Source organism: Sulfitobacter sp. M05 (genome assembly GCF_029285175.1).
Classification (GTDB): Bacteria; Pseudomonadota; Alphaproteobacteria; order Rhodobacterales; family Rhodobacteraceae; genus Sulfitobacter.
The window spans coordinates 585,564-611,434 of the sequence record NZ_JABEDH010000002.1 but is presented as its reverse complement, the minus strand read 5'-3'; the positions used below and the strand labels follow the sequence as shown (position 1 = coordinate 611,434).

The window sequence follows — 25,871 nt, the reverse complement described above, 5'->3', positions numbered from 1 at the left end:
ATGGCGGACAGACCAGATAGAAAACGTGGACTTGGACGTGGGCTCTCGGCGTTGATGGCGGATGTTGCTGAAACGGAGGCGGTTCCGGTTCAAGGACCGGGTGCGGCGGAGACGTTGATTCCGATTGAGCAGATTTCGCCCAATCCAAACCAGCCACGTAAGCGCTTTGAGGATGGCGACCTTTCCGATTTGGCGGCGTCAATCAAGGAAAAGGGCGTTATCCAGCCGCTAATCGTGCGAAAGTCCGGTGATCAAACGTATGAAATCGTTGCTGGCGAACGCCGTTGGCGCGCATCGCAGATGGCTCAGCTGCACGCGCTGCCGGTGATTGTACGGGATTTCAGTGATGTTGAGGTGTTAGAGGTTGCGATCATCGAGAATATTCAACGTGCCGACCTGAACGCTATCGAAGAGGCTGCCGGATATCGGCAGCTGATGGAGAAATTTGGCCATACGCAGGAAAAGCTGGCAGAAGCCCTGGGCAAAAGTCGAAGCCATATTGCCAATTTGATGCGCTTGCTGAACCTACCTGAGAGCGTTGTCGATATGGTGCGCAGCGGTGACTTGAGTGCTGGCCATGCCCGCGCTTTGATTCCTGCCAAAGATCCACTTGGTTTGGCAAAGCAGATCATCAAAGGTGGACTTTCGGTGCGTGCTGCCGAGGCGTTGGTAAAGCGGGAAGCGGCCATCAGCGACGATGCGGCAAAACCTAAATCAAGGTCAGTTGAAAAGGATGCGGATACTGTTGCGCTTGAGGGCGATCTGTCGGCGAACCTGCGGATGAAGGTTGTTCTGGATCACAAGGCTGGGCAGGAAAACGGACGTTTGACGGTCCAGTATAAGACCTTGGATGAGCTGGATGTGTTGTGCCGGATGCTAAGCGGGAGTTAATGGGGCATGAGTGCTTCAATTACGGCATTCAATACGATAACACCTTGATTGCTAACGGTTAATCTGTCTCCGTTAACATCAATCACGCCAATATCAGAGAGATGATCAAGCGTGTCCTGGGACAGGGGCACGCCGCTGATCTTTTTGTAACGATCCAGCGAGATACCTTCTTTTATCCGCAGCCCCATCAAGAGAAACTCGGTCGCCTGTTCCATTGCGGACAAGGCTTCCCGGGGTTTTTCGGTTTCACCCGTTGCAACCGCTCCCAGCCACCGCTTTGGATTGCTGTAGCACACTGTTGCGTATTTGGTGCCTTGTAATGTTAGGCGACCGTGGGCACCGGGACCGATGCCGATGTAATCACCATAACGCCAGTAGATGAGATTGTGCCGGGACTGCGCATTGTCGCGTGCATGGTTGGAAACCTCATACGCGTGCATTCCATGTTGGTCACAGACCTCCTGCGTTAGCTGGAACATGTCGGCGCCAAGGTCGTCGCTTGGCAGGCCCGCAAGTTTACCACGGGCATATCGATCGCCAAATGCGGTGCCGTTCTCGATGGTAAGTTGATAGAGGGAAACATGATCTATCGCTAGGTTTAGAGCCTGCTTTAACTCGTTCTTCCAATCGGCGCAGGTCTGGTCCTGACGGCCATAAATCAGATCAAAACTGACCCGATCAAAGGTGTTGCGCGCGATATCGAATGCAACGAGGGCCTCTTGTGTGTTGTGCAAGCGGCCAAGGCGTTTGAGGTCGGTGTCGTTCAACGCCTGTATGCCCATGGAAACGCGGTCGACGCCCGCCTGCCGAAAAGCGGCAAACCGTCCGGCTTCGACTGATCCGGGGTTCGCCTCTAGTGTAATTTCCAGATCGTTTGCAGAGGGCCATAACCTGCGGATTGCTGTGATGACGTCGGCAACCGTTTCGGGGTCCATTAAACTGGGCGTTCCACCGCCAAAGAACACAGCGTTCAAAACGCGACCTTGGGTCTGCGACGCCGCTTGCGCGAGTTCTGTCAGATAGGCATCTCGCCAAGCCTTTTGGTCAATGCCGCGCGAGACATGGCTGTTAAAATCACAATAGGGGCATTTGGCCTCACAAAACGGCCAGTGGATATAGAGACCAAAGCCCCCTTGCTGCCAATCTTCAGTCAAAGCAACCTTTCAACAGCTTCGCGAACACATCTGCGCGGTGGCTGATTTCGTTTTTTTCAGCGTGAGTCATTTCAGCGAAGGTTTGTGTATGGCCATCAGGCTGGAACATCGGATCATAGCCGTGACCCAGATCACCGCGCAGTGGCCAGACAAGTGTGCCGTTCACGCGGCCCTCGAAAACCTCGTCGTGCCCGTCTGGCCATGCAAGCACCATGGTTGCGCAAAACCGGGCCCGCCGGGGATGAGTGGCAGATTTCTCTTCCAGAAGGTTGTGGGTCTTGGTCATAGCCATTAGAAAATCGCGGCCATTCGGCGTTTCGGCCCAATCCGCAGTGTAGACACCCGGTGCATTATCCAATGCCTCGACCTGAATGCCAGAATCATCCGACAGGGCAGGCAGGCCGGTTGCCTTGGCGGCGGCATGGGCCTTGATACGGGCATTTCCGACAAAGGTGTCTTCGGTCTCTTCCGGCTCTGGCAGGTTCATCTCGGCGGCACCCACCACGGTGACACCATGCGGGGCGAACAACTCGCGCAGCTCTTCCAGTTTACCGGCATTATGGGTCGCGAAAAGCAGGCGGTCTTGGGTGAACTTGCGAGTCACGCGGTTACGTCCTTCTGAATCGCAACCAGTTCGCTCACACCTTTTTCAGCGAGGTCCATCAGCTGGTTCATTTGATCTCGTGAATAGGTTGAGCCTTCTGCGCTCATCTGCACCTCAATCAGTTTCTTGGTGCCCGTCATGATAAAGTTGCCGTCGACGCCGGCTTCGGAATCCTCGGGATAGTCCAGATCCAGAACCGGTTGTCCGGCATAGATGCCACAGCTGACCGCCGCGACCGGATCGACCAGAGGGTCAGTGATAACATCGCCAGCCTTCATCAATTTGTTTACCGCCAGACGCAGGGCAATCCAGCCGCCTGTGATTGACGCACAGCGGGTTCCGCCATCCGCTTGCAAAACGTCGCAATCGACAGTGATTTGACGTTCGCCCAAGGCAACGCGATCCACGCCGGCCCGCAGGGACCGCCCGATCAACCGCTGGATTTCGACGGTGCGTCCTCCTTGCTTGCCCGAAGCGGCCTCGCGGCGCATACGGGTGTTTGTAGCGCGCGGCAGCATTCCGTATTCCGCTGTCACCCAGCCAAGGCCAGACCCTTTGATAAATGGAGGAACGCGGTCTTCGATGGTGGCGGTACAAAGGACATGAGTGTCACCCACCTTGATCAGCGCCGATCCTTCGGCATGTTTGGTAAAGCCGACCTCAACAGAGACAGCACGCATTTCATCAAGTTTCCGGCCAGAGGGACGCATATCAATTCCTTTTTCGATGTTGATCTGGGATACCGTTCCATGACGACAGGATGCAAGCCTGATTGACGTTTGCCCTTTGCGCACCTTTATTGGCTGGACCATGATTGAACCAAAACCCGAAACATCAAATCTGCTGGACGAAATGAATGCGCGCTCGCGCGAGGTCTTTCGCCGTGTGGTCGAAGGCTATCTGGCGAATGGTGATCCTGTTGGCTCGCGCACCCTGACACGGGACTTCAGTGAAAAAGTCAGTGCCGCGACCATCCGCAATGTGATGCAGGATCTTGAATATATGGGAGTTCTGGGGTCGCCGCATACCAGCGCGGGGCGGATACCCACGCAAATGGGCTTGCGGATGTTTGTCGATGGTATGATCGAACTGGGCGACCCGACAGAGACGGACCGCGAACGGATTGACGCGACCTTGGGTAACCGCGCGTCTGATGTGGGTGGTTTGCTGGATCGTGTGGGGTCTGCGTTGTCGGGGGTTACGCAGGGCGCATCGCTGGTCCTGACCCCGAAACATGAGGCGCCGATCAAACATATCGAATTTGTTTCATTGTCGACAGATCGAGCGCTGGTTGTTCTGGTGTTTTCTGATGGCCATGTTGAGAACCGGTTGTTTTCCCCGCCGCCAGGGCAAACACCCAGTTCCATGCGGGAAGCGGCGAATTTCCTGAACGCCATTGTTGAGGGTAAAACGATCAGCGAGGTGCAGAATGCTGTCACACAGGAAATTGCACAACGTCGTCAGGAAATTGATGTGCTGGCCCAGCAAATGGTGGAAAGCGGCCTGGCGCTCTGGTCCGGCACGGATGAAAACTCTGAACGGCTGATTGTCCGTGGGCGGTCAAACCTGTTGGAGAATGAAGCCGAGGAAGCGGACCTGGAGCGGATCAAGAACCTGTTCGACGATCTGGAACGTAAACGTGATATCGCGGAATTTCTTGATCTGGCCGAAGAAGGTCAGGGTGTGCGCATTTTTATTGGCTCCGAGAACAAACTTTTCTCACTTTCGGGTTCCTCTCTGGTGGTTTCCCCTTATATGAACGCTGACCGTAAGGTGATTGGTGCGGTAGGGGTGATCGGCCCCACGCGTTTGAACTATGGGCGCATTGTCCCGATTGTGAATTATACAGCGCAACTGGTGGGCAAGTTAGTGTCCGACCGTAGCTAGAGGGTGAAGATGGCAGAGGCAGACGAAAACGAATTCCTCGACAATATCGAAGAGGCGATGGCAGAAGAATATGCTGCCGAAGAGGCTGAGATTGATGATGAAGCGCTCGCGCTTGATGAGCTGCGCGCGGAGCGTGATCAATATAAAGACCGCTTTACGCGCGCTTTGGCTGATGCTGAAAATGCACGCAAGCGGTCCGAAAAAGATCGTCGCGAGGCCGAAAATTATGGTGGTTCGAAACTGGCCCGTGACATGTTACCGGTTTACGACAACATGAAGCGCGCGCTTGAAGCGGCGACCGAAGAACAGCGTGCAGTTTCCGGCCCATTGCTGGAAGGGGTCGACCTGACCATGCGCGAACTGCTGAACGTGTTTAAGAAACACGGGATCGAGATAATCTCCCCCGCAGTTGGTGATCGGTTTGATCCGCAGCAACATCAGGCGATGTTCGAGGCCCCTGTGCCCGGCACCAAGGCGGGCGACATCATTCAGGTCGCCGCTGAAGGGTTTATGCTGCACGACCGTCTGTTGCGGCCTGCTCAGGTTGGGGTTTCTTCACAACCCGCGGGCTAAACACGGCTTGGGTAGAAAACACAAAATGCGAAAAGCGGTCAGTTTCTGACCGCTTTTTTTGTTTCAAGACCTGATTAACTCCTGTGTGTTTTCACAGCCGGTACCCCAAAACTAACTTATCCAAAGCCCGTCGAACCGCCGTGCCTGCGAGACGGAGCGGAGCCAACGTCTTAAAAACGCGGGCCGGATCGCCTTGCCAGTCAATTCGACAAACGGGGCTCAGCATCAAATTACTCAGACCAAAAATCGACTGAATGGAAATATTTCTTACTAAAACTATAAGGTACCTTGAAGTTCGATCCAAAATAGTATCTGACTGTTTTAGTAAGTATTCTGCGCGGTGGGCTTTAACCCCCGTGTATCTCTTTGTGGCCATTTCAGCCAATGGACCCGCGAACCAAATCAACCCGACTGGCGTAGGCCCGTCAAACCACAACGTGCAAGGCGCACAGCAGAGTCTTCCTAGCCACCCGAAAGGGAAAGCCCGGAACCCAAAATCACCGGAGGCAAAAGATGATGAATCTGAACCCTATGAACACCCAAGGCGTAGCCCGCACGATCAGCAAACCGCCGGCGCAGAGTTTCACCGCAGACCAGCCGGTCCTGTCTCGCAACGATGTTTTGCAGGACGCGTTGAGTGGCAATTTCGCACAGGCTGGCGCATTGGAACCGCTATTTGACTGGCTGGAGGCACGGGTATGATGACCGCAATGCAACGCCCCCCCAAGCCCGTCGCCGTCATTTCCGATACAGACATGCTGCCCACGTTTGATGCCCGTGACCTTGTCCAGGATGGCGCGCAGGCACGCATTGTTCTGGATGGCCAAACATATTTTCTGCGCATTACCCGCGCAGGCAAACTGATCCTGACAAAATGATAGAGAACCAGGATATGCGCGGTGCCGTTGCAGTTGGTCAGCTGACAGCAATCAATCCATGGGAAGCGCTTTTGGTGCGCCATTTGCGCCTGTGGTGTGATGGTGCTGACGGCCGTGCCAAAGTTATCGAGGATTGGGAAGGTGCGGGGCCAAAAGCGGCCGCCGAGAACACGCTTGCGGTTTTTGACACGCTGATCATGACACTAACAAACCATGCACGCCGGCCATTGGTGCGCCACTGCCTGACGTGCGACTGTCTTGGCGCGGACGAATGTGTATTTGTGCAAATCGTTTCTGCGGCAAGCGGCGGAGCGCTGGATGACGCGGCTCTAATGAGCGGACTGATTGCCTTGCCTGCGCACGCGGAACACATCGCAATACTTGCCGCGCAGGTTGGTGCGGCCTTCCGGGCGCGCGGACATGCGCAATCCCGTCAATTCCTCTCCTCTCCTCCAGCACATTTGCGTGTGCTGCACTAACTTTACCGACCAAAAGGAAAGCCACTATGAAAACCTCCCTCTCAGCCATCCTAGGAAGCGTTGCGCTGCTCGCGACGCCCGCCTTTGCGGACAAACTGGCAGTTCTGGACAACTATGCCGACATCGCAGAAGCAAAATATAGCGACAGCCTGACCACCGCACAGACCCTGTTGGAAGCAGTAAAGGAATTGACTGCAAACCCCTCCGCTGAAGCCTTGCAAACCGCCAAGACGGCTTGGCTTGCGTCGCGCGTACCCTATCAGCAAACCGAAGTTTATCGCTTTGGTAATGCCATCGTTGATGATTGGGAGGGTAAGGTTAACGCGTGGCCTCTGGACGAGGGGCTGATTGATTATGTTGATGCGGTCTATGGTGGTGCGACGGATGAAAACGCATATGCCGTGTTGAACGTGGTGGCAAACCCGTCCTTTACATTGTCGGGCAGCACCATTGATGCGGGCAAGATCACGCCGGCACTGCTGGAAGGTCAACTGCACGAAGCCGATGGCATCGAATCCAATGTTGCAACCGGGTATCACGCCATTGAGTTTTTGCTTTGGGGTCAGGATTTGAATGGTCATGGTGCCGGCGCTGGTGCGCGTCCCTGGACCGATTTCGCTGCTGGCACAGATTGTACCAACGGCAACTGTGACCGACGCGGCGACTATCTGACGGCGGCAACCGAACTGTTGGTTTCTGATCTCGCGTGGATGGCTGACCAGTGGAAAGAAGGTGGTGCCGCCCGTGCCGCTGTAATGGAAAATGAAGATGCAGGCATCTCAGCCATGCTGACCGGTATGGGATCGCTGTCTTATGGCGAACAGGCGGGCGAGCGGATGCGGCTGGGCGTGATGTTGAACGACCCCGAAGAAGAGCATGATTGCTTTTCCGACAACACGCATAACAGCCATTTCTATGACGCCCTTGGCATTCGCAACGTATATCTGGGCAGCTATACTTCTATTGATGGCACAATTGTCAATGGCGCGTCCTTGTCGTCGCTGGTGGCTGATGCGGACAGCGGTGTTGATACCGAACTGCGTGCCAAGCTGAACAACACCATGCTTGAGATGTCCGAGATGAAGACCGCAGCAGAGGCTGGCTTTGCCTACGATTCGATGCTTGAGCGTGGCAGTGAGGCAGGTGAGGCTCTGATCATGGGTGCTGTTGACGCATTGGTTGATCAGACCCGTTCTATCGAACGCGCGGTCGCAGCGCTGGGCGTTGAGCAGATTGCCTTTGAAGGCTCAGACAGCCTGGATGATCCAGAAGCTGTGTTCAAATAAACAAACCACAAAATGCGCAAGCCGCCGCCAGCGCTTACGAACTTTGAAAGATAACAAAAATGACTAACAAACTAGCGCTGGCACTCGTTGTTTCCGGTGTCGCAACTCAAGCTGTGGCGCAAGATGCCTTTGAATGGGAAGGTGAATTGGAGCTGGGCGTCGAGGCAGTTGTCTCTTCCGATACGGCAGGCAATGAAATCACCGATGGTTACGGTGTTCTGGAGCTGGGCGGCAGCCTGAGCTTTGGCGCAAACGGGTCTGGCTTCTTTACAATTGTTGGCGAAAGCATCGAGGATCCAACGGATGACAGGTTGCTTGAGGACATCGGTTTCTATTTCGAAGAAATCGGTGTTGCCTTTGACCTTGGCACGGCCACAAGCATCGCCATTGGTAAGGTAAACCCAAGCTTTGGGCGGACGTTCGACGATGCCGGGGGCCTGTTCGCCGATACAGTCGCTGGCGACTACGAGCTGACGGAACAGATCGGTGTATTTGTTGAAAGTGAACTGACCACCGACGGCACGCTTAGCTTTGGCGTTTTCTATGCTGACGACACTTTCCTAAGCCGCTCAATCGGGACCGACAGAGGGCGCAATTCTACGGATGCCGGTGGTGCCGGGAACACCGGTCGTCTGGACAATGTCGCCCTGACGTGGACGCAGGAATATAAAAACAACACGTTCCAGGTTGGTGCGCGCCATCTCAGCGCTGGCACAGGGGATGCGCATGACGAAACCGGTCTGGTCGCAAGTGTCAGCCACGATTTCTCTGACCAGTTTTATGTCTTTGCCGAAGCGGCGCATTTCTCAAACTTCGGTGGCGGCGCGGATGACGCGACATATCTGACGTTGAATGCCGGCTACACCATGGACAACTGGGCGTTCTCCGGAACCCTTGCACGCCGTGACCTTGATGGCGGCGGCGAAACCGATGTCATTTCCGTTTCTGCGGAATATGAATTTGATAACGGTAACGTGCTGGGAACCGGTCTGGCCTTCGTTGACGATGGCGGCAACAAAGAGACGCTTTTTGGTGTGAACCTGATTGTACCATTTGGCGGCTGATTGGCGCCGTAAACTGTAAAATTTTCGCTCTGGCCTCCTTGCGCACCTGCATCGCGGCCAGAGTTTTCCCAGTTCAGCAAGGTGGCCACCCCATGGCAAAAACACCCAGCCCGTGCATTGATGTATGCAAGTTCAAGCGCGAAGGACACTGTATCGGGTGTTCGATGACCAAGGCGCAGAAATCCCTGTTCAAATCGCTGAAGAAAGACAGTCATCGCACCGCGTTCGTGCAGATGCTTGTCACCCAGCAGGAGCGGATGGGTAAGTATTCCCATTGGGACCGTAGCTATCGCAAAAAGCTGGCCAAAAAGAAAATCGCGGCTGAGAAAGTTCTCTAGCCGCGATTAGGTTGTCGTCTGCGGGGCGGATTTAACCGGCCAGATGGGCCCGTAGGAACCATGCAAATTTTTCGTGGGTCTGGCCACGTGCAATGCACAGATCCTCGGTCAATGTGTCACCATGGTCAGCGGCCAACGCACCACACCCGGCAAGGGTTGCTGCCAGTGTTTCCTGTGCTTCCTTCATGATGCGGATCATCTCCTGATCAGAGGCGTGACCGTCATGTTCTGCCACTTTTGAACGCTTGAGCATCCCTGCCAGCATCCCCTCAGCGTGTTCGTCCAGCGCACGTACCCGTTCGGCCAGATCATCCTGCGCGATAAAATGATCTTCGTAAATTTTCTGGAAAAGGTCGTGTAGCGGTCCAAAGCCCATGCCTTTGACATTCCAGTGAAAATTCTGCGCAAGCATGGTCGCCACAGCAGTTTCTGCAACGGATTGGTTCAATGCATCAGCGATGGCGGTTTTGGCGTCGGTATCCAACGCAGCAGCGGTTTGAGTCATCTACTCACCTTCAGATTTTTTGAAATTCGGCTGGCTGGCAATATGCTGGCTTGCTGTAGAGCCAACATAAACAATCAAAATGATTTGCCAAGCCTTTTTAGAACAATTCTAATTCCGAGGAAATTGCTCGGAAATTCGGCCAAGCAAAAAGCCGATATAGCGTCGGTCCGCTGCCGGTACCCGCGACCTTAACAAAAAGCTAAGGCTGCCAGTGTCCCCGTGCCAGATAGAGGCCAGACAGCGGATCACCCATGCCTCATCGAAGGAGGTTTCGCCGACCCCTGGGCTGAACCACTTGATTTGTTTGTTTAACGAGATTGAAAGGCATTTCACAAAGGTGTCGACAAAGGTCCGCTTGGCGTCTTCACCCTCAAGGGTTAGCAAGGCACACGCCTCGAAAAGGTCGGTCCGCGCGGCCACTCTGCATTCCATTGCAGCCATACGCAGTGTATTCAGAACGGCTTTTTCCCGCGGGCTCATTTGCTGGACCGGGGTGGTTCCAAGTGAGGCGGGGTCTGGGAAGTTTGGCAGTTTTGATAGTGGCATCATGTCGCGGCGGGTCCGTTACTAATCTTCGGCGAGGGTATCGCTTCCTCTAATTCCTGAGTATAGTTATAGGGTATTATCAAAGGTACAAGAAGTGAAATGCAACGCACCCTGAAATATTGCGCGATTCTCGCGACTTCGTTGGCGTTCCCCGCCGTGTCAGAACCTCTGCAGGACAAGCATCTGCCGGTGATTCCGCGCACCAGCGAAGAAGCCGCGCGCATCGCCCGCATTGTCCAGCCAACGACCAATTTTGAACAAGCTGAGAAATTCGAAGGTAACCCCGCCGGTGCGGCCACCGTTCGTGCAAGAACCGATGCCAATGCCTTTTCGCAGGCCTCCGGCAATATCACTTTTGAACGCGAACTGGACTTCAAGGTAGGTAATGGCCTGTTTCGCAAGCTTTGGGTTTCATCGCCGTCTTCGACGCTGGCGTCTGATGGATTGGGGCCATTGTATAATGCGCGTTCCTGCCAACGCTGCCACCTAAAGGACGGTCGGGGCCATCCCCCCGAGGGGCCAGAGGATAACGCCACATCTATGCTGATCCGTTTGTCGATCCCCGGCGATACTGACCGGATCAACGAAATCGAGGGATATCTTTCCAGTCTGCCGGAACCGACCTATGGCGGACAAATGCAAGATTTTGGCGTTGCGGGCATTGCCGCTGAGGCATCGGTGAATATCACCTATGATGAAACAGAAATTCCCTTGTCGGGGGGCGCAATTGCGCGGCTGCGGGTGCCGCAATACAGTTTGGAAAACCTGGGCTATGGCCCGCTGCATCCAGACCTGATGATCAGTCCGCGTGTGGCACCCCAGATGATCGGCCTTGGCCTTTTGGACGCGATTCCTGCGGCGGATATTCTGGCCGGTGCCGATCCGGACGATGCTGACGGGGACGGGGTTTCAGGACGGGCGCAAATTGTTTGGTCGATGGTGCATGATCAGCCGATGCTGGGCCGCTTTGGCCTAAAGGCCGGCCAGCCAAGTGTGTTGGAGCAGTCCGCGTCTGCGTTTCATGGTGATATCGGAATTTCCACAACCTTGCTCCCCAAAGGGTGCGGTGATTGTACCGCTGCACAGACCGACTGCCGTGCGGCACCAGACGGGAATACCGATGTGCATGACGGTGCGGAAATCTCGGATGTGGGTCTGGATTTGGTGACCTTCTATTCCTCTAACCTTGGGGTGCCAGCGCGCCGTGATGTGGACGATCCAGAAGTATTGCGCGGCAAAGAGGTGTTTTACACCACTGGCTGCACGTCCTGCCACACACCCAAACATGTGACCCACCGCTTGGAAGGCAGCCCCGAGCAGAGTTTTCAATTGATCTGGCCATATACAGATATGCTATTGCATGACATGGGCCCTGGCCTTGCTGACAACAGGCCCGAGGCGCGCGCTGACGGGCAGGAATGGCGCACTCCGCCGTTGTGGGGGATCGGCATGACGGAACAGGTTTCTGGCCACACATATTTCCTGCATGATGGTCGCGCCCGCAGCCTGTTGGAGGCAGTTCTGTGGCATGGTGGCGAAGCAGAGCAGCACAAACAGACGGTGATTGATATGTCACCAGCCGACCGCAAAGCCCTTATTCGGTTTCTGGAGAGTTTATGATCCGATTTCTTGTTCCGCTTACCTATGGTGTATTGTCGGCGCTGCCCGTGGCCGCGGATACCCGGCAGGCCGTGTTCGACCACATTATGCCGCGCTATGCGACATTTGCGCAATCCGCGCAGTCCCTTGCCGAGGTTTCTGCGCAGGATTGCTTGGTTAAGGGCATGTTGCCGCAGTATCATGCCGCCTATGACGCGTGGGTTTCCGTCAGCCATATCCAGTTCGGTCCAGTTGAGCAGCGCAGCAGCGCGCCGGCGCTATCGTATTGGCCTGATCCAAAGGACCGCACCGGCAAGGCCATCGCGCGGTTGATTGCCGAAGGTGCTGCCCCCTTGGCGGATCCTGATGAATTCAAAGAAGTGTCTATTGCCGCACAAGGGTTTCCAGCCCTTGAACGTTTGTTAACCGAAGATCAGCCAGACCCCGACGCCGCATGCGTGTTGCGCCGGGCCATTGCGACGTTCATCGCCAAGACGGCGGATGATTTGAATAAGGACTGGCAATCGGGCTTTGGTGCGGATTTCGCAAAGTCGGAAACGCAGGCCTATCAAACACCGGAAGAAACCCGCCGCGCTTTGTATACGGCCTTGTCCACGTCTCTCGCGTTTTTGCATGATCAACGTCTTGGCCGTCCGTTGGGCAGTTTTGACAAACCACGCCCGACCCGCGCAGAGGCGCGTCGCTCAGAGCGCAGTCAACGTCACATCATACTAAGTCTATCTGCATTGGATGATCTGACCCGCACTGCGTTTGCAGATGTGACCACACCGCAATTGCAATCGGCCTTCAACGAGGCGATAGCCCGCGCTGAGGCATTGAATGATCCCGCCCTCGCAGGGGTTGCTGATCCCGCTAAGCGATTCAAGGTCGAGGTTTTGCAGCGTGCGGTGCGGGATGTGCAGGAAGCCGTGGCCAAACAGATTGCGGGGGCCCTCGGTATCACCGCCGGGTTCAACGCGCTGGACGGGGACTAACTATGCCGTCGCGGCGGAGGTTTTTGCAGACATCACTGGCGACGGCGGCCCTGCCAGCGCGGGCTTGGGCGGATGCCGGTGCCCCGACCCATCTAAGTGCGGCCCGCACTCCAGAAGGGAAACACAGTCTTGTGGGATTGCGCGCAGATGGCAGCCGGACCTTTGCCCTTCCGCTTCCCTCACGCGGACATGCGGCGGCTGTTCACCCGACCAGACCCGAGGCTGTGGCCTTTGCCCGCAGACCCGGCACCTATGCTTTGGTCATCGACTGTGCGCTGGGCCGGACCATGCAGCATTTGACGGCGCCCGAAGGTCATCATTTCTATGGTCACGGTACATTCTCGAAAGACGCAAAAACCCTTTTCACCACCGAAAACCACATCGAAAGCGGGCAGGGCCGGATCGGCGTCTGGGATGCCGCGGGGGGGTATGTCCGGCTGGGCGATTTTTCCTCTGGTGGGATCGGGCCGCATGAAATTTTGCGCCAACCCGGACGTGAGATGCTGGTGGTGGCAAATGGCGGCATCCGAACCCACCCAGATCAGGGGCGCGCCAAACTGAATCTCGCAACAATGCAGCCAAACCTGACGATGATGCGTCCGGATGGTACAGCATTGGATGTTGCCAGCTTGCCAGCGGAACAGCATCAGAATTCAATCCGTCACATCGCGGCCTTTGATGACGGCCGGGTCGCGATTGCATTTCAGTGGCAGGGTGATCCTTATGCGGCCCCCTCAATTGCTGGTGTCTATTCACCGCAAGAGGGGATCACCTTGTTAAGGATGTCAGATGCCGTCCTGCAAGGGCTCGACGGATATGCCGGAAGCGTTGCGGTACTGGACCATCGTCACATGGCGGTGACCTTCCCGCGGGGCGGGGTATTGCAAGTGTTTGATACCGAAACCGGCAGTACGCTGGACCTGCGCCAACCCGATATCTGCGGTGTTGCAATCGCCCAACACGGCGCCATGGCTACCGATGGATTGGGCAATGTGCATGTTTTGACGCCGCAGGGCGCGCGCCGGTTGGCCCAGCATGACCTGGCGTTCGACAATCATCTGATCCGCGTCGCCAATGCCTAGCTTAGCAGGGACATCGTCCTAGCTGAAAAGCCAGTATTTCCCTGTTTAGAGCCGTATTTTCCCTCGATACCCGCCGCATCTAGCCACGCATTCTGCTGCCGTCCGGATCATAGGGTGACGGCGCGATGACCTCGGCCGCGACCAGATCACCACAATGATCTAACTGCATGATGCTGCCAATCACAGCCAGTTCAGGTGCCACAAACGCATAGGCCAGATTCATTCCGACGCGGTGACCCCAATCACCGGAGGTGATCGTGCCGACAACGTTATCGCCCCGTATCAGAGAAGCGCCGCTATGGGCGGGGCCGGTTGTGTTATCGACCTTGAGGGTCACAAGTTTGCGCCGAGGTCCCTTTGCCATGCGTTGCTTCAACGCGGCCTGACCGACGAACGTTCCCTTTTGGGGCTTTACGAAACGGTCAAGACCCGTTTCGAAGGGATCGAATTCGGTGATCAACTCGGATTTCCAATGCAGAAACCCTTTTTCCATCCGCATTGATTCAACTGCGCGTGCCCCAAAGAGACGCAGCCCATGCACCGCGCCCGCATCGCGCAGGGCAAGATAGGCGGCGTAAAGTGAGGCGTTCGGCACATGGATTTCATAAGCCAGTTCTCCAGAGAAGCTGACGCCCATGACAGTGGCGGGGGCAATACCGACGTGGCATTCGCGCACTGACAGCCAGCGGAAGGCTTGGTTCGACCAGTCCCCGCGCGCGCAGGCAGACAAGACATCGCGTGCTTTGGGGCCTGCCAGAACAAGGATTGTCTGGTCGTTTGTCAGGCTACGGATTTGTACATCCTCGCCGTCTTGCAGATGGGCGGTCAGCCAATCCATGTCGTGATATTCACTGGCGGCGGCAGATCCATACCAGACCCGCGCAGGCCCATTTTCAGAGGCGGGGATATTGGCAATTGTCGCCTCGCCCTTGATCATGCCGGGGTGATTCAACAGGTAACCCAGCCCGATGCGACCGTCTTTTTTCGTGACAGTGCCGCAGAACATCCGGTCAAGAAACGCGTGCCGGTCGGTGCCGGTGATTTCGAACCGGTTAAACCCGTTGACCTCACAAAGGCCGACATTCTCCTGCACATTTCGGACCTCATCAGCGACTATCGCAAACGCTTCGTCGAAATTGAATGTGAGGCTGGGATGAAAATCGGGGTTTGGCTTGATGTAATCCACCCGCTCCCAGCCGTTCACAACCGTAAATTCAGCGCCTTGCGCCGCCATGATCGGGGTCAACGGCGTTGTTTTGGCATTGCGGCCCGCTGGTCGGTGTTCATGGGGAAAGTGGAAACGGAATTCGTTCTGGTAATCCTCAATGGCTTTGAGGGCGGTCAGTTCGACATTTGCATGGCCGGCAAAGCGGCGAGGATCGATGACCCAAGTGTCATACTGTGCTTCGCCATGCACGATCTGTTGCGCCAGCAGCCAGCCGTGGCCACCGCCCTCGCCAACACCTGCGCGCAGGCCGATGATGCAAAAGGCGTTGCGTTTGCCGGGGATTGGTCCGACCAGCGGCGCACCGTCGATGGTATAAGTAATCGGCCCGTTCACCACCCGTTTGATGCCGACGTCCATCAGGGCCGGCATACGTTCAAATGCACCTTCCAACACATCCATCACGCGATCCAGATCATCGGGGCAAAGATCATTGGCAAAGTTGGGGCTGATCCCGTCCATCCCCCACGTCTTGCAATGCTGTTCGTAAAACCCGACCAGCAGACCATTCTTTTCCTGCCGGGAATAGTAATCCGAGATCGGACAACGCAGCAGCGGCATCCGGTGGTCTGCCTCGGTGATGGCGGGAATGTCCTCGGTAACAAAATACTGGTGTTCCATCGAGGTGACCGGATGATGCACCCCCATCATCGCGCCCACTTCATTCACGCGGTACCCACAGGCGTTAACGACGATATCCGCGTCGATGTTGCCTTTGTCTGTTTCGACCGTCCATGTGTCATCTTTATGCTGGGTCAGGGCGGTGACATTGGTATGACGATAGACTTCTGCCCCGGCTTTGCGGGCGTGGAACGCCAGCGCCTGACATAGCTGTGCAGGGTCAATATCGCCGTCTTCACCATCCCAAAGACCACCCAAGAGGTTGTCCGTTGAAATCAATGGGTGACGCCGGGCGCATTCCTGTGCGTCGATCACTTCGAAATCGACACCCATGCCGCGCGCCATAGAAGCAAAGTGGCGGTAGCCTTGCATTTGCTCTGGCGTATTGGCCAGCCGGATGCCGCCGTCCCCGTGATGATACCCCACGGGATAATCAGGATCGTCGCGCAGCTTTTTGTAGAGGTTGATCGAGTGGGTTTTGAGGCCCACCATGGTCTGGTTCATGCCAAAGTTGGTGACCTGTGCGGCCGAATGCCAGGTCGTGCCAGAGGTCAATTCATCACGTTCGATCAGAACAACATCCGACCATCCTTCCTGCGTCAGATGATACAGCGTTGAGCATCCCGCGATGCCGCCACCGATGACAACTACTTTTGTGCGTGACTTCACGTCGATCCCTTCCCGATAGCATAGGCCAAGTTGGGCAGGCTTTTGCTGTTCGTGCAAGCCACAAGCATCCGGTCACGTGGGTTCGGTGTCGCTTTTGGGCCATTGTCGAAAACATGACCGTAAGAGGATTGGCAGGATGACTCGTCAGGCAGCCATCGTGATCAGCAATCCCCTTTCAGTTGATAAAGAAGGTCCAGGGCGTCGCGGGGCGTAAGTTCGTCCGGGTTGATGCCTTTCAAACGCTCTTCCACCGCTGAAGTATTGGCGGGTTGGGGGGCAGGTGCCGACACAGCCGAGAACAACGGCAGATCGTCAATCAGGGTTTTCTGTTTTGCGCCGCCTTCACGTTCGCCTTTTTCCAATGCTTCCAAGACAACCCGGGCGCGGGCAATTACGCTGTCAGGCAAACCGGCAAGCTGCGCCACCTGTACCCCGTAAGACCGATCTGCCGCACCCTTGCGTACCTCGTGCAGAAAGATGACTTCGCCCTCCCACTCCTTTACCGCGACGGTCGCATTGTCCACACCGTCAAGTTTGCCTGAAAGGTTGGTCATTTCGTGGTAATGAGTGGCAAATAGCGCGCGGGATTTGTTTACGTCGTGCAGGTGTTCCAGCGTGGCCCAGGCAATCGACAGACCGTCATAGGTTGCAGTACCGCGACCAATTTCATCAAGAATGACCAAGGCACGGTCATCGGCTTGATTGAGAATGGCAGCCGTTTCGACCATCTCGACCATAAAGGTCGACCGCCCCCGTGCCAGATCATCAGATGCGCCAACGCGGCTGAAAAGCTGGCTGACGATACCGATATGGGCGGCAGTGGCAGGGACAAAACTGCCCATTTGTGCCATCAGAGCAATCAGCGCATTCTGACGCAGGAATGTCGATTTACCCGCCATGTTGGGACCGGTCAGTAACCAGATATTGGCCCCGTCCTGCGCTGATAGATCACAGTTGTTGGCGATAAACGGATCGCCGCTTTGTTGGGAAAGCGCCTTTTCAACCACCGGGTGACGTCCGCCCTCGATATGGAAGGCGCGGCTGTCATCGACTTTTGGCCGGGTCCAGTTTTCAACCGCGGCAAGCTCGCCCAGAGCAAAGGCCAAATCAACCTCGGCAATACCGGTAGAGGTCTGAGCGACTTTGGCAGCACTAGACAAAATTTCCTGTTTTAGCCTTTCATAGAGCCGCTTTTCGATCTCAAGTGCATGGTTCCCGGCGTTCAGGATTTTGGTTTCCATCTCGGAAAGCTCAACGGTAGTGAACCGCACCTGATTGGCGGTTGTCTGGCGGTGAATGAACTTTTCCGACAGCGGCGGCGACAGCATTTTTTCGGCATGGGTCGCGGTTGTTTCAATGAAATAACCCAACACATTGTTATGCTTGATTTTGAGGGATGAAATTCCTGTGTCGGCGGCAAATTGCACTTGCATGGCGGCAATCACGCTGCGCCCTTCGTCGCGCAATGTGCGGGATTCATCCAGTTCACTGTCATATCCGGAGGCTATGAAACCGCCGTCACGCGCCAGCAACGGCGGCTCCGCAATCAGCGCATCATCAAGCAGGGCAATGAGGTCCTCATGACCAACAAGCCCCTTGGCTGCGTTTTGCAAAAGGTCGGGCAGATCGTCATCTCCCAGCTGTTGCGCCAGATGTTCGGCTTCGCCCAACCCGTTGCGGATGGCGGCAAGGTCGCGGGGCCCGCCGCGATCAAGAGCCAGCCGTGACAAGGCACGATCCAGATCTGGAGTTTTGCGCAGGGTGTCACGGATAGTTTGGCGTAGACGACTGTTGTTAAACGCAAAGCTGACAGCATCCAGTCGCTGCCCGATGGTTATTGAAACACGCGAAGGGCTGGAGATACGGCGTTCCAGCAACCGCGCCCCTGCGGCTGTGTTTGTCTGATCCATCAACGCCAGCAACGATCCGGAGCGACCACCGTTCAGACCATGCGTTAACTCAAGATTGCGCCGTGTCGCGGCGTCGATCTGCACGGTCCGTTCTTCGCTTTCTTTCTGTGGTGGGCGCAACAGAGGCAATTTGCCCTTCTGGGTGATCTCAAGATAGCTGATCAACGCGCCCATGGCCGAAACTTCCGCACGGGAAAAGCTGCCGAAAGCATCAAGTGTGGCGATGGAAAACAAATCGCAAATCCGTGTTTCCGCGCCGGTACTGTCAAACGAAGAGCGGGCCAGCCCGGTAAGTGCAATGCCAAATTCAGAGACTAAACCACGCAATTCCTCTTCTTTTGCCTCGGAGACCACCAGTTCAGACGGGGACAGCCGTGCCAGTTCAGGCCCAAGGCGCACGATCGGCAAGGGCATCACATGAAAGGCACCTGTGGAAATATCGACCCACGCCAGTGCCTGCGCCTCGCGGACCTCTGCAAAGGCGGCAAGGTAGTTGTGACGACGCGCTTCCAGCAATGAATCCTCGGTCAGCGTGCCAGGGGTGACCAAGCGCACGACCTCGCGGCGGACAACCGATTTGTGACCGCGCTTCTTGGCTTCTGCGGGGCTTTCCATCTGTTCACACACCGCAACCCGAAATCCCTTGCGGATCAGCGTCAGAAAATACCCCTCGGCGGCGTGATGTGGGACGCCGCACATCGGAATATCTTCACCGTCGTATTTGCCCCGTTTGGTCAGGGCAATGTCCAGCGCCTCCGCCGCGGCGACGGCATCGTCAAAAAACATCTCGTAAAAATCACCCATCCGGTAGAACAAGAGCGCACCCTGATGCTCTGCTTTGATCTCAAGATATTGTGCCATCATTGGCGTTGTTTTTGTGTTGCTCACCGGACTACCCCCCAAGGATTGCCTGTCTGTACAAAACCAAGCTGCGCGAGGAAAGAGGTGGTCGTAGCTCTTGACTGCTAGACGGGTGGCGCAATCATGTTAAAACGAGCAAAATCCGATCAAGAAAGCATGCATGAACCATGCGTAATAAAATTGACCTGACGCTCTTTCCTGATGTGTTGTTTTTGAACCCTTGGCAGGATCCGGGGGTTCAGTTTTTGCTTGAACCGGAGTATTTTTGGCGCCCGGTCGAAGGTGGCCAAATCGTGGGGTTTGCGGCAAGCGCCCATGCAGAAATCAACCGGAAAATCCGCCACTTCCTTAAAGGTGCAAAGCGGCATCGCACACTGGCGACGCCGGTTGAATTCAATTCCGTTCCGGTCGTTCTGGAACAGGCTGCATTCCGCCACTCCTTTGTTACCGTCCAGGACCGTCTGGTGCTAAGCGGTGCGGCTGCGAGGCGCGCCCTGACGCGATATCGCAAGGTGAATAAATCCGCTGAAAGAGATGCGGATGCAGAGCTGACCGCCTATATAAAAGACAGTCGTTTGCGCAACGAAGGGTGTGAAATTCCACTCCATTCCGGGCTGTTAGAGCCTGATACCCCCTTTGCTATCGAATGCCGGAATACGTTTAACTATTACCATTTCATCACCGAATCTCTGTCCCAACTGACGGTTCTGGACGGATTGGATTTTCAGGGCGATCTCTATTTCCATTTCCCCAATAGCGAAGACAAGCAACGCCCGTTTGCGGCCGCTTTTGCAGAGGCATTATTTCCTGAATTCAAGGGCCGGATGTTCTTTGAAAGGGCACCAAAAGAATATGAAAAGGTTGTAACCGCGCACGAACTGGATGGTGGATATCTGTTGGCGCCTTCCGTGGATTTTGAGGGGCTTCAGCAACATGCGCCCGACAATGACGTCTGGCACCATGGCGTTACCTCGCTTCAGGCGCGGGGCCCGCTTGCGATGAATGCGGTGAACACGAATGTGCTGGCCTTGCGCAAACGGGCATTGGCCGCCATTGAGGGGCTTGATTTTGATCATTTACCCAAACGGTTTTTTGTGGGCCGGGACACCCGCCTTAGCCGGTCACGGCATGTGGAAGGCGAGGAATTGCTGTTCGAGCATCTTGAGATGTTCGGCTTTGAATATGTCGTGTTCGAAAGCCTGAGCCCGCTGGAACAAATCGCCTTGATGGCGCGGGCCGAGGTGATGGTTTCGTATCATGGGGCCGGCTTTACCAATGTGCTTTTTGCATCGCCTGATACCTATGTGATCGAGATCGGCACACTTCAAACCGCACAGACTCGATGGGGAGATTTCTGGCCGCTTGCACACGCATCCGGGTGCAAATATGTCAACTTCTTTTGCGATTTTAGGTCCGAAAACCCACTGTTAGAGCCTTCTTTTTCTAAGGACGGGATCGTCGCCGCGTCATTGTCCGAGGGGGCCATTGGCCAGATCATGGCGTTTGTCGTGACCATTCTTGGTCACTACCCAGACCTTAAACAGCCACAGGATCTTGCGCGGCTTGCGCGCGAGGTGTTGCAGGTTGGCAGAGCAGAACGGGCAATCGGGTTGTTAGAGCGCCACGACGAAATGGTGCAGCAGAGCGGTGAGCTGTGCCTTGTGCGGGCGGATTGTCACAAGGCGCTGGGAGAGCCAAAATCGGAACTGCTTGCGTTGGATCAAGCGTATAAGGTTGATCCGGAACGGTGGCAGACATTGGTGCGTATGATCTGGTGTGCGAACCATTGTGAACGGCCTCAGGTGATCCGATGGGCGCTGTCCCGTCTCATGACGGATTTCCCCGAAAGGCACGATGCCTTTGTCTCGAAACATGACTGGGTCCGTTTCGTGACGTAGGTTCAAGATTGCAGACATTTGTGTTGATTGAACGTTTTGCCGATCGAAGATAAGACTTGGGAAACAACTGAAAGTTCCGCCCGTGACCAGAAACAGAATTACCGACGAAGAGGCACTTGCCTTTCACCTTGAACCATCCCCCGGCAAGTTCGAAATTTCGGCCACGGTGCCAATGACGACACAGCGAGACCTGTCGCTGGCCTATTCGCCCGGCGTGGCGGTCCCATGCGAGGCCATCGCGCAAAATCAGGAACTGGCCTATGATTACACAAACAAGGGCAACCTTGTTGCGGTGATCTCGAATGGTACGGCGGTTTTGGGTCTGGGCAATCTCGGCGCGCTGGCATCCAAGCCGGTGATGGAAGGCAAATCGGTTCTGTTCAAACGCTTTGCGGATGTGAACTCGATTGATATCGAGCTGGACACGGAAGACACCGAGGCCTTTATTAACGCGGTGAAGTTGATGGGCCCGACCTTTGGCGGGATCAACCTTGAAGATATCAAAGCGCCTGAGTGTTTCATCATTGAGCAGCGCCTGAAGGAAGAAATGGACATTCCGGTGTTCCATGACGACCAGCACGGCACAGCGGTGATCTGTGCCGCTGGCCTAATCAATGCATTGCACCTTTCGGGTAAAAAAATCGAGGACGTGCGCATCGTATTGAACGGTGCCGGCGCTGCAGGCATTGCCTGTCTTGAACTGCTCAAGGCGATGGGGGCCCAGCACAACAATTGCATCATGTGCGACACCAAAGGTGTGATCTATCAGGGCCGCACCGAAGGCATGAACCAGTGGAAATCGGCCCATGCTGCGACTACAGAGCTGCGCAGCCTCGAAGAGGCGATGAAGGGTGCCGATGTGTTCCTTGGCGTTTCCGTGAAAGGTGCCGTGACGCCGGACATGGTGGCCAGCATGGCGGACAATCCGGTGATCTTTGCCATGGCGAACCCTGATCCGGAAATTACCCCCGAAGAGGCCCATGCTGTGCGGATGGATGCCATCGTAGCCACCGGGCGCTCGGATTATCCGAACCAGGTGAACAACGTGCTGGGTTTCCCGTATCTGTTCCGTGGTGCGCTGGATATCAACGCCCGTGCCATTAACGACGAAATGAAGATCGCCTGTGCCCATGCCCTTGCCAATCTCGCGCGCGAAGATGTGCCGGACGAGGTTGCAGTGGCCTATGGCAAAACCCTGACCTTTGGTCGCGACTACATCATTCCCACGCCGTTTGATCCACGTCTGATCTGGCGTATTCCGCCTGCGGTGGCGCGTGCCGGCATGGACACAGGCGCGGCGCGGCGGCCAATCATTGATATGGATGCCTATGAGCTGAACCTGAAATCACGCATGGATCCGACGGCGAACATCCTGCGAGGCATCAACGCACGGGCGCGCACCGCACAGGCGCGGATGATTTTTGCCGAAGGAGATGATCCGCGGGTTCTGCGTGCTGCGGTGACCTATCAACGCTCTGGTCTGGGCAAGGCGCTGGTTGTCGGACGGCCTGACGACGTCAAATTCAAGCTGGAAGAGGCCGGCATGAGTGATGCCGTGCGCGAACTTGAGGTGGTGAACGCGGCAAACACCAACCATCTGGAAACCTACAAGAATTACCTCTACGGCAGGCTTCAGCGCAGTGGCCATGATAGTAAGGACATTCACCGTCTGGCTGCGCGGGATCGTCACGTATTTGGCGCCCTGATGCTGGCTCATGGTCATGGTGATGGTTTGGTTACAGGGGCGACCCGCAAGTCGGCGCATGTGCTTGAGCGGATCAACCATGTTTTTGATGCGAATGCACAACACGGTGCGGCGGGTATCACCGCGCTGATGCATAAAGGCCGGATTGTGTTTATTGCCGATACCTTGGTGCATGAATGGCCTGATGAAAACGATCTGGCGAACATTGCAGAGAGCGGTGCAGCAGTTGCGCGGCACATGGGGCTGGAGCCACGCGTGGCATTCGTCAGCTTTTCGACCTTCGGATATCCGGTTTCGGAACGTGCCGAGAAAATGCACTTGGCGCCCAAGGTGCTTGATAGCAGGGGTGTTGACTTCGAGTACGAGGGCGAAATGACCGTCGATGTGGCGCTTAACGTTACCGCACAAAAGCAATACCCGTTCTCGCGCCTGACCGGCCCCGCGAATATTCTGGTTGTTCCAGCGCGGCATTCGGCCAGCATTTCGGTCAAACTGATGCAGGAAATGGCAGGCGCCACCGTGATCGGCCCGATCCTGACAGGCGTGGACAAGAGTATTCAGCTTTGTTCGACGTCAGCGACGGCAAACGACATTTTGAACATGGCGATCCTCTCGGCGTGTAAGGTGGGCTGATGATCTGGAACCTCGGCTCGATTAACGCGGATAATTTCTATTATCTCAGCCACTTGCCGGGGCCAGGAGAGACATTGGCAGCGCGGGAGTTCCAGCAGGGACTGGGCGGTAAAGGGGCAAACATGTCCGTTGCTGCCGCCCGTGCCGGTGCCCGTGTCGTTCATATTGGTGCGGTCGGCAATGACGGTAAATGGACGGTTGACCGCCTGTTGGAATACGGTGTCGACACTCAGCATATTGCACGGGTTGAGGCGGCCACAGGCCATGCAAACATCAACGTAGATGCGGATGGCGAGAACAACATCGTGTTGTGTGCGGGCGCGAACCACACCATCACCGAGCAGATGATCGGTGCCGCACTGACCGAAGCGACCCCGGGTGATTTTCTGTTGATGCAGAATGAAACCAACGGGCAACAGCTTGCAGCACAAATCGCAAGGACATTGGGTTTACGGGTGGTTTATGCTGCGGCTCCGTTCTCGGCAGACGCGGTAAACGCAGTGATTGAACATGCTGATATGCTGGTTCTCAATGCGGTTGAAGCAGCACAATTGCAGGCGTCAACAGGTTGTGACCTGACGGCCCTGCCAGTGGATGACATCGTTATTACCCTTGGTGCTGAAGGCTGCAAATGGGTCTCTAACAAAGAGAATACGGTACAAACTTTCCCGACCTTTTCGGTTAATGTTGTGGATACAACAGGGGCGGGCGATACCTTTACCGGCTATCTTGTTGCAGGGCTGGATCGGGGGTTGGATATGGCTAATGCGCTTGATCTGGCACTGCGTGCTGGCGCGCTGATGGTTGCGCGTGCGGGAACGGCAGATGTGATCCCGGACCTCAAAGAGGTACAGGATCACGACTTTGGTTAGTGCGCAAAAGGTGCCTCTGCGCCCCAAAGCTGCTTAACCCGTGCATCCCGACCACAGCCCTTGCGATAGCGTTTGTAAGCGACGGATTTCTTTACCCCCACGCCCACCGATGTCAGCGCCAGCCGGTCGCTGCTTTTGTAGTAATCCTGATGATAGTCGTCTGCCGGGTAAAATCGGCTGTTCCCGAGAACGGGTGTTACAACTTTTTTGCCCAAGGCAGCCTGTGCATCTGATCTGGCTTTTTCTGCCGCCGCTTTCTGGGTTGCGTTGGCCGCGAAAACGGCACTGCGATAGCTTTTGCCACGGTCGCAGAACTGGCCACCTGCGTCTGTTGGATCGATTGAGCGAAAGAACATCGCCAGCAGCGTGTCGCGGCTGACAACGGAAGGGTCAAATTGAATCTGAACGGCCTCGTAATGACCGGTTCCGCCCCGGGTCACTTGTTTATAGGTCGGGTTGGCAGTCTTGCCGCCGGTAAACCCGGAAACCGCTTCCTTGACGCCGCGCACGGATTCGAAATCGGATTCAACACACCAGAAACACCCGCCTGCAACGGTCAGGGTTTCGGTTCCGGCTGCTCTTGCTGCACCGGATTGTGCAAACAACCCCACGGTGATGAGTGCCGCCAATGCCAGAGGTTTGATGGTCGAGAATTTGAACATGTCTGTCTCCTTTGCTGTATGCTGCGCTGGTCGTTGTCATTGGGCAAGGTGCAAGGCGCGCACCTCACGCGGTGGTGATGCTACTTTACCGCTTGGCAAAGGCTGGTAACATTCCTAGCGTTGAGGGAAAAAGGATGGGAATATGCGTATTGCTATGTGGTCCGGGCCGCGCAATTTGAGTACCGCGATGATGTACAGCTTTGGGTCCCGAGCGGATTTTGCGGTGAGGGATGAACCGTTTTATGCGCCTTATCTGGCCAGAACCGGCAAGGTTCATCCGATGCACGACGAGATCCTGAACGCCCATGAAACAGACCCTAACAAGGTCGGTTTGGCATGCAGTGGTCAGGGTGAACCACATCTATATATGAAACATATGCCCCATCATATGGTTGAGGGATTCCCGATGGATTGGGCGGCGGGCTGTGCGCATGTCCATTTGATCCGTCATCCGGCACGGGTGATTGCCAGCTACGCGGCCAAACGCGAGGCGCCGACGCTGGATGACATTGGATTTGTGCAACAAGCGCGTCTGTTCGATGCCTTGGGTGGTATTGTGATCGACAGCACCGATATACGCGCCGATCCTGAGGCGATGCTGAGAAAACTATGTTCCGCGATCGATTTGTCGTTCGATCCTGCGATGCTGCATTGGCAAACCGGGCCGCGGGTCGAGGATGGGATATGGGCGGAACACTGGTATCACGCCGTCCATCAAAGTAACGGCTTTGCCGGTGAAGAAGGGCCGGTGCCCACACTTGAACCCGCAATGCAGGAATTACTGGATCAAGCGATGCCCTACTATCAAAAGATGCAGAAACACTGTTTGAGATTAGGATAAAGGCGGGTTTGCGCCCTGGCCATTGTCAATTTTGCTCTGCCAAGGAAGACCATAGAAAAGGCCGGGCCTGTTTCGATCCGGCGCAAAATCCGA

The 25,871-nt window shown here is 55.7% G+C and carries 24 protein-coding genes; 16 read left to right on the top strand and 8 right to left on the bottom strand.

Annotation, left to right across the window (positions count from 1 at the left end):
- Positions 1-891, top strand: a complete 891-nt coding sequence (locus tag HKX44_RS11115) for a ParB/RepB/Spo0J family partition protein (protein ID WP_276151393.1) — start codon at positions 1-3, stop codon at positions 889-891.
- Here HKX44_RS11115 and hemW read toward each other — a convergent pair.
- From hemW to rph, 3 genes are read right to left on the bottom strand one after another with little or no spacing between them, the layout of a single operon-like run.
- Positions 888-2,045: a radical SAM family heme chaperone HemW gene (gene hemW, locus HKX44_RS11110; RefSeq protein WP_276151392.1), complete on the bottom strand. Its 1,158-nt coding sequence runs from the start codon at positions 2,043-2,045 to the stop codon at positions 888-890. The two genes, HKX44_RS11115 and hemW, sit on opposite strands and share 4 nt — an antisense overlap.
- Positions 2,038-2,649, bottom strand: a complete 612-nt coding sequence (gene rdgB, locus HKX44_RS11105; protein ID WP_276151391.1) for an RdgB/HAM1 family non-canonical purine NTP pyrophosphatase — start codon at positions 2,647-2,649, stop codon at positions 2,038-2,040. The genes hemW and rdgB overlap by 8 nt, the downstream gene beginning before the upstream one ends.
- Entirely contained in the window at positions 2,646-3,359 is a 714-nt protein-coding gene (rph, locus tag HKX44_RS11100) for a ribonuclease PH (protein ID WP_276151390.1), read from the bottom strand. Before rph ends, rdgB begins: the two co-directional genes overlap by 4 nt.
- A gap of 142 nt (positions 3,360-3,501) precedes the next feature.
- Here rph and hrcA point away from each other — a divergent pair, with 142 nt between their 5' ends.
- The 8 genes from hrcA (at position 3,502) to HKX44_RS11060 (ending at position 9,154) form a co-directional block, all read left to right on the top strand.
- Positions 3,502-4,536 (top strand): heat-inducible transcriptional repressor HrcA, encoded by a 1,035-nt coding sequence (gene hrcA, locus HKX44_RS11095; protein ID WP_276151898.1) that lies wholly within the window; start codon positions 3,502-3,504, stop codon positions 4,534-4,536.
- A 9-nt stretch (positions 4,537-4,545) separates the two neighbouring features.
- Positions 4,546-5,109 (top strand): nucleotide exchange factor GrpE, encoded by a 564-nt coding sequence (locus HKX44_RS11090; protein ID WP_276151389.1) that lies wholly within the window; start codon positions 4,546-4,548, stop codon positions 5,107-5,109.
- A 513-nt stretch (positions 5,110-5,622) separates the two neighbouring features.
- Positions 5,623-5,811: a hypothetical protein gene (locus HKX44_RS11085; protein WP_276151388.1), complete on the top strand. Its 189-nt coding sequence runs from the start codon at positions 5,623-5,625 to the stop codon at positions 5,809-5,811.
- Between the two features lie 53 nt (positions 5,812-5,864).
- A complete protein-coding gene (locus tag HKX44_RS11080; protein ID WP_276151897.1) occupies positions 5,865-5,987 on the top strand; it encodes a hemin uptake protein HemP in 123 nt (40 codons plus the stop codon).
- Positions 5,984-6,466, top strand: a complete 483-nt coding sequence (locus tag HKX44_RS11075; protein WP_276151387.1) for a hypothetical protein — start codon at positions 5,984-5,986, stop codon at positions 6,464-6,466. The genes HKX44_RS11080 and HKX44_RS11075 overlap by 4 nt, the downstream gene beginning before the upstream one ends.
- Positions 6,467-6,492: 26 nt before the next feature.
- Positions 6,493-7,752: an imelysin family protein gene (locus HKX44_RS11070; RefSeq protein ID WP_276151386.1), complete on the top strand. Its 1,260-nt coding sequence runs from the start codon at positions 6,493-6,495 to the stop codon at positions 7,750-7,752.
- 59 nt (positions 7,753-7,811) lie between these two features.
- Positions 7,812-8,816, top strand: coding sequence for a hypothetical protein (locus HKX44_RS11065; RefSeq protein ID WP_276151385.1), 1,005 nt, complete (start codon positions 7,812-7,814; stop codon positions 8,814-8,816).
- Positions 8,817-8,908: 92 nt separating this feature from the next.
- Positions 8,909-9,154, top strand: coding sequence for a DUF1289 domain-containing protein (locus HKX44_RS11060; protein ID WP_276151384.1), 246 nt, complete (start codon positions 8,909-8,911; stop codon positions 9,152-9,154).
- A gap of 31 nt (positions 9,155-9,185) precedes the next feature.
- On the opposite strand, the gene HKX44_RS11055 is transcribed toward HKX44_RS11060, so the two are convergent.
- Together HKX44_RS11055 and HKX44_RS11050 are read right to left on the bottom strand one after the other, a co-directional pair.
- Positions 9,186-9,659 carry a DNA starvation/stationary phase protection protein gene (locus HKX44_RS11055; protein WP_276151383.1) on the bottom strand — a complete coding sequence of 158 codons (474 nt, stop codon included), beginning with the start codon at positions 9,657-9,659 and terminating at the stop codon, positions 9,186-9,188.
- Positions 9,660-9,767: 108 nt separating this feature from the next.
- A complete protein-coding gene (locus HKX44_RS11050) occupies positions 9,768-10,208 on the bottom strand; it encodes a hypothetical protein (protein WP_276153217.1) in 441 nt (146 codons plus the stop codon).
- A gap of 96 nt (positions 10,209-10,304) precedes the next feature.
- Between HKX44_RS11050 and HKX44_RS11045 the strand changes: the two genes are divergently transcribed.
- From HKX44_RS11045 to HKX44_RS11035, 3 genes are read left to right on the top strand one after another with little or no spacing between them, the layout of a single operon-like run.
- Positions 10,305-11,825: a di-heme oxidoredictase family protein gene (locus tag HKX44_RS11045; protein ID WP_276151381.1), complete on the top strand. Its 1,521-nt coding sequence runs from the start codon at positions 10,305-10,307 to the stop codon at positions 11,823-11,825.
- A complete protein-coding gene (locus tag HKX44_RS11040) occupies positions 11,822-12,799 on the top strand; it encodes an imelysin family protein (RefSeq protein ID WP_276151380.1) in 978 nt (325 codons plus the stop codon). The genes HKX44_RS11045 and HKX44_RS11040 overlap by 4 nt, the downstream gene beginning before the upstream one ends.
- A 23-nt stretch (positions 12,800-12,822) precedes the next feature.
- Entirely contained in the window at positions 12,823-13,881 is a 1,059-nt protein-coding gene (locus HKX44_RS11035) for a DUF1513 domain-containing protein (protein ID WP_276151379.1), read from the top strand.
- A 79-nt stretch (positions 13,882-13,960) separates the two neighbouring features.
- On the opposite strand, the gene HKX44_RS11030 is transcribed toward HKX44_RS11035, so the two are convergent.
- Both HKX44_RS11030 and mutS read right to left on the bottom strand, forming a co-directional pair.
- Positions 13,961-16,396: an FAD-dependent oxidoreductase gene (locus HKX44_RS11030; protein WP_276151378.1), complete on the bottom strand. Its 2,436-nt coding sequence runs from the start codon at positions 16,394-16,396 to the stop codon at positions 13,961-13,963.
- Between the two features lie 161 nt (positions 16,397-16,557).
- The gene (gene mutS, locus HKX44_RS11025) at positions 16,558-19,170 is read right to left on the bottom strand and encodes a DNA mismatch repair protein MutS (protein WP_276151896.1); all 2,613 of its coding nucleotides are present in this window, start codon (positions 19,168-19,170) and stop codon (positions 16,558-16,560) included.
- Positions 19,171-19,334: 164 nt separating this feature from the next.
- Between mutS and HKX44_RS11020 the strand changes: the two genes are divergently transcribed.
- From HKX44_RS11020 to HKX44_RS11010, 3 genes are all read left to right on the top strand, one after another.
- Positions 19,335-21,065, top strand: a complete 1,731-nt coding sequence (locus tag HKX44_RS11020; protein ID WP_276151377.1) for a glycosyltransferase family 61 protein — start codon at positions 19,335-19,337, stop codon at positions 21,063-21,065.
- Between the two features lie 82 nt (positions 21,066-21,147).
- On the top strand, positions 21,148-23,403 hold the full coding sequence (locus tag HKX44_RS11015) for an NADP-dependent malic enzyme (protein ID WP_276151376.1): 2,256 nt from the start codon (positions 21,148-21,150) through the stop codon (positions 23,401-23,403).
- Positions 23,403-24,275 carry a ribokinase gene (locus tag HKX44_RS11010; RefSeq protein WP_276151375.1) on the top strand — a complete coding sequence of 291 codons (873 nt, stop codon included), beginning with the start codon at positions 23,403-23,405 and terminating at the stop codon, positions 24,273-24,275. Before HKX44_RS11015 ends, HKX44_RS11010 begins: the two co-directional genes overlap by 1 nt.
- Here HKX44_RS11010 and msrA read toward each other — a convergent pair.
- Positions 24,272-24,937 carry a peptide-methionine (S)-S-oxide reductase MsrA gene (msrA, locus tag HKX44_RS11005; protein WP_276151374.1) on the bottom strand — a complete coding sequence of 222 codons (666 nt, stop codon included), beginning with the start codon at positions 24,935-24,937 and terminating at the stop codon, positions 24,272-24,274. The two genes, HKX44_RS11010 and msrA, sit on opposite strands and share 4 nt — an antisense overlap.
- 142 nt (positions 24,938-25,079) lie before the next feature.
- Between msrA and HKX44_RS11000 the strand changes: the two genes are divergently transcribed.
- Positions 25,080-25,778, top strand: coding sequence for an HAD family hydrolase (locus HKX44_RS11000; RefSeq protein WP_276151373.1), 699 nt, complete (start codon positions 25,080-25,082; stop codon positions 25,776-25,778).
- Positions 25,779-25,871 lie beyond the last annotated feature (93 nt).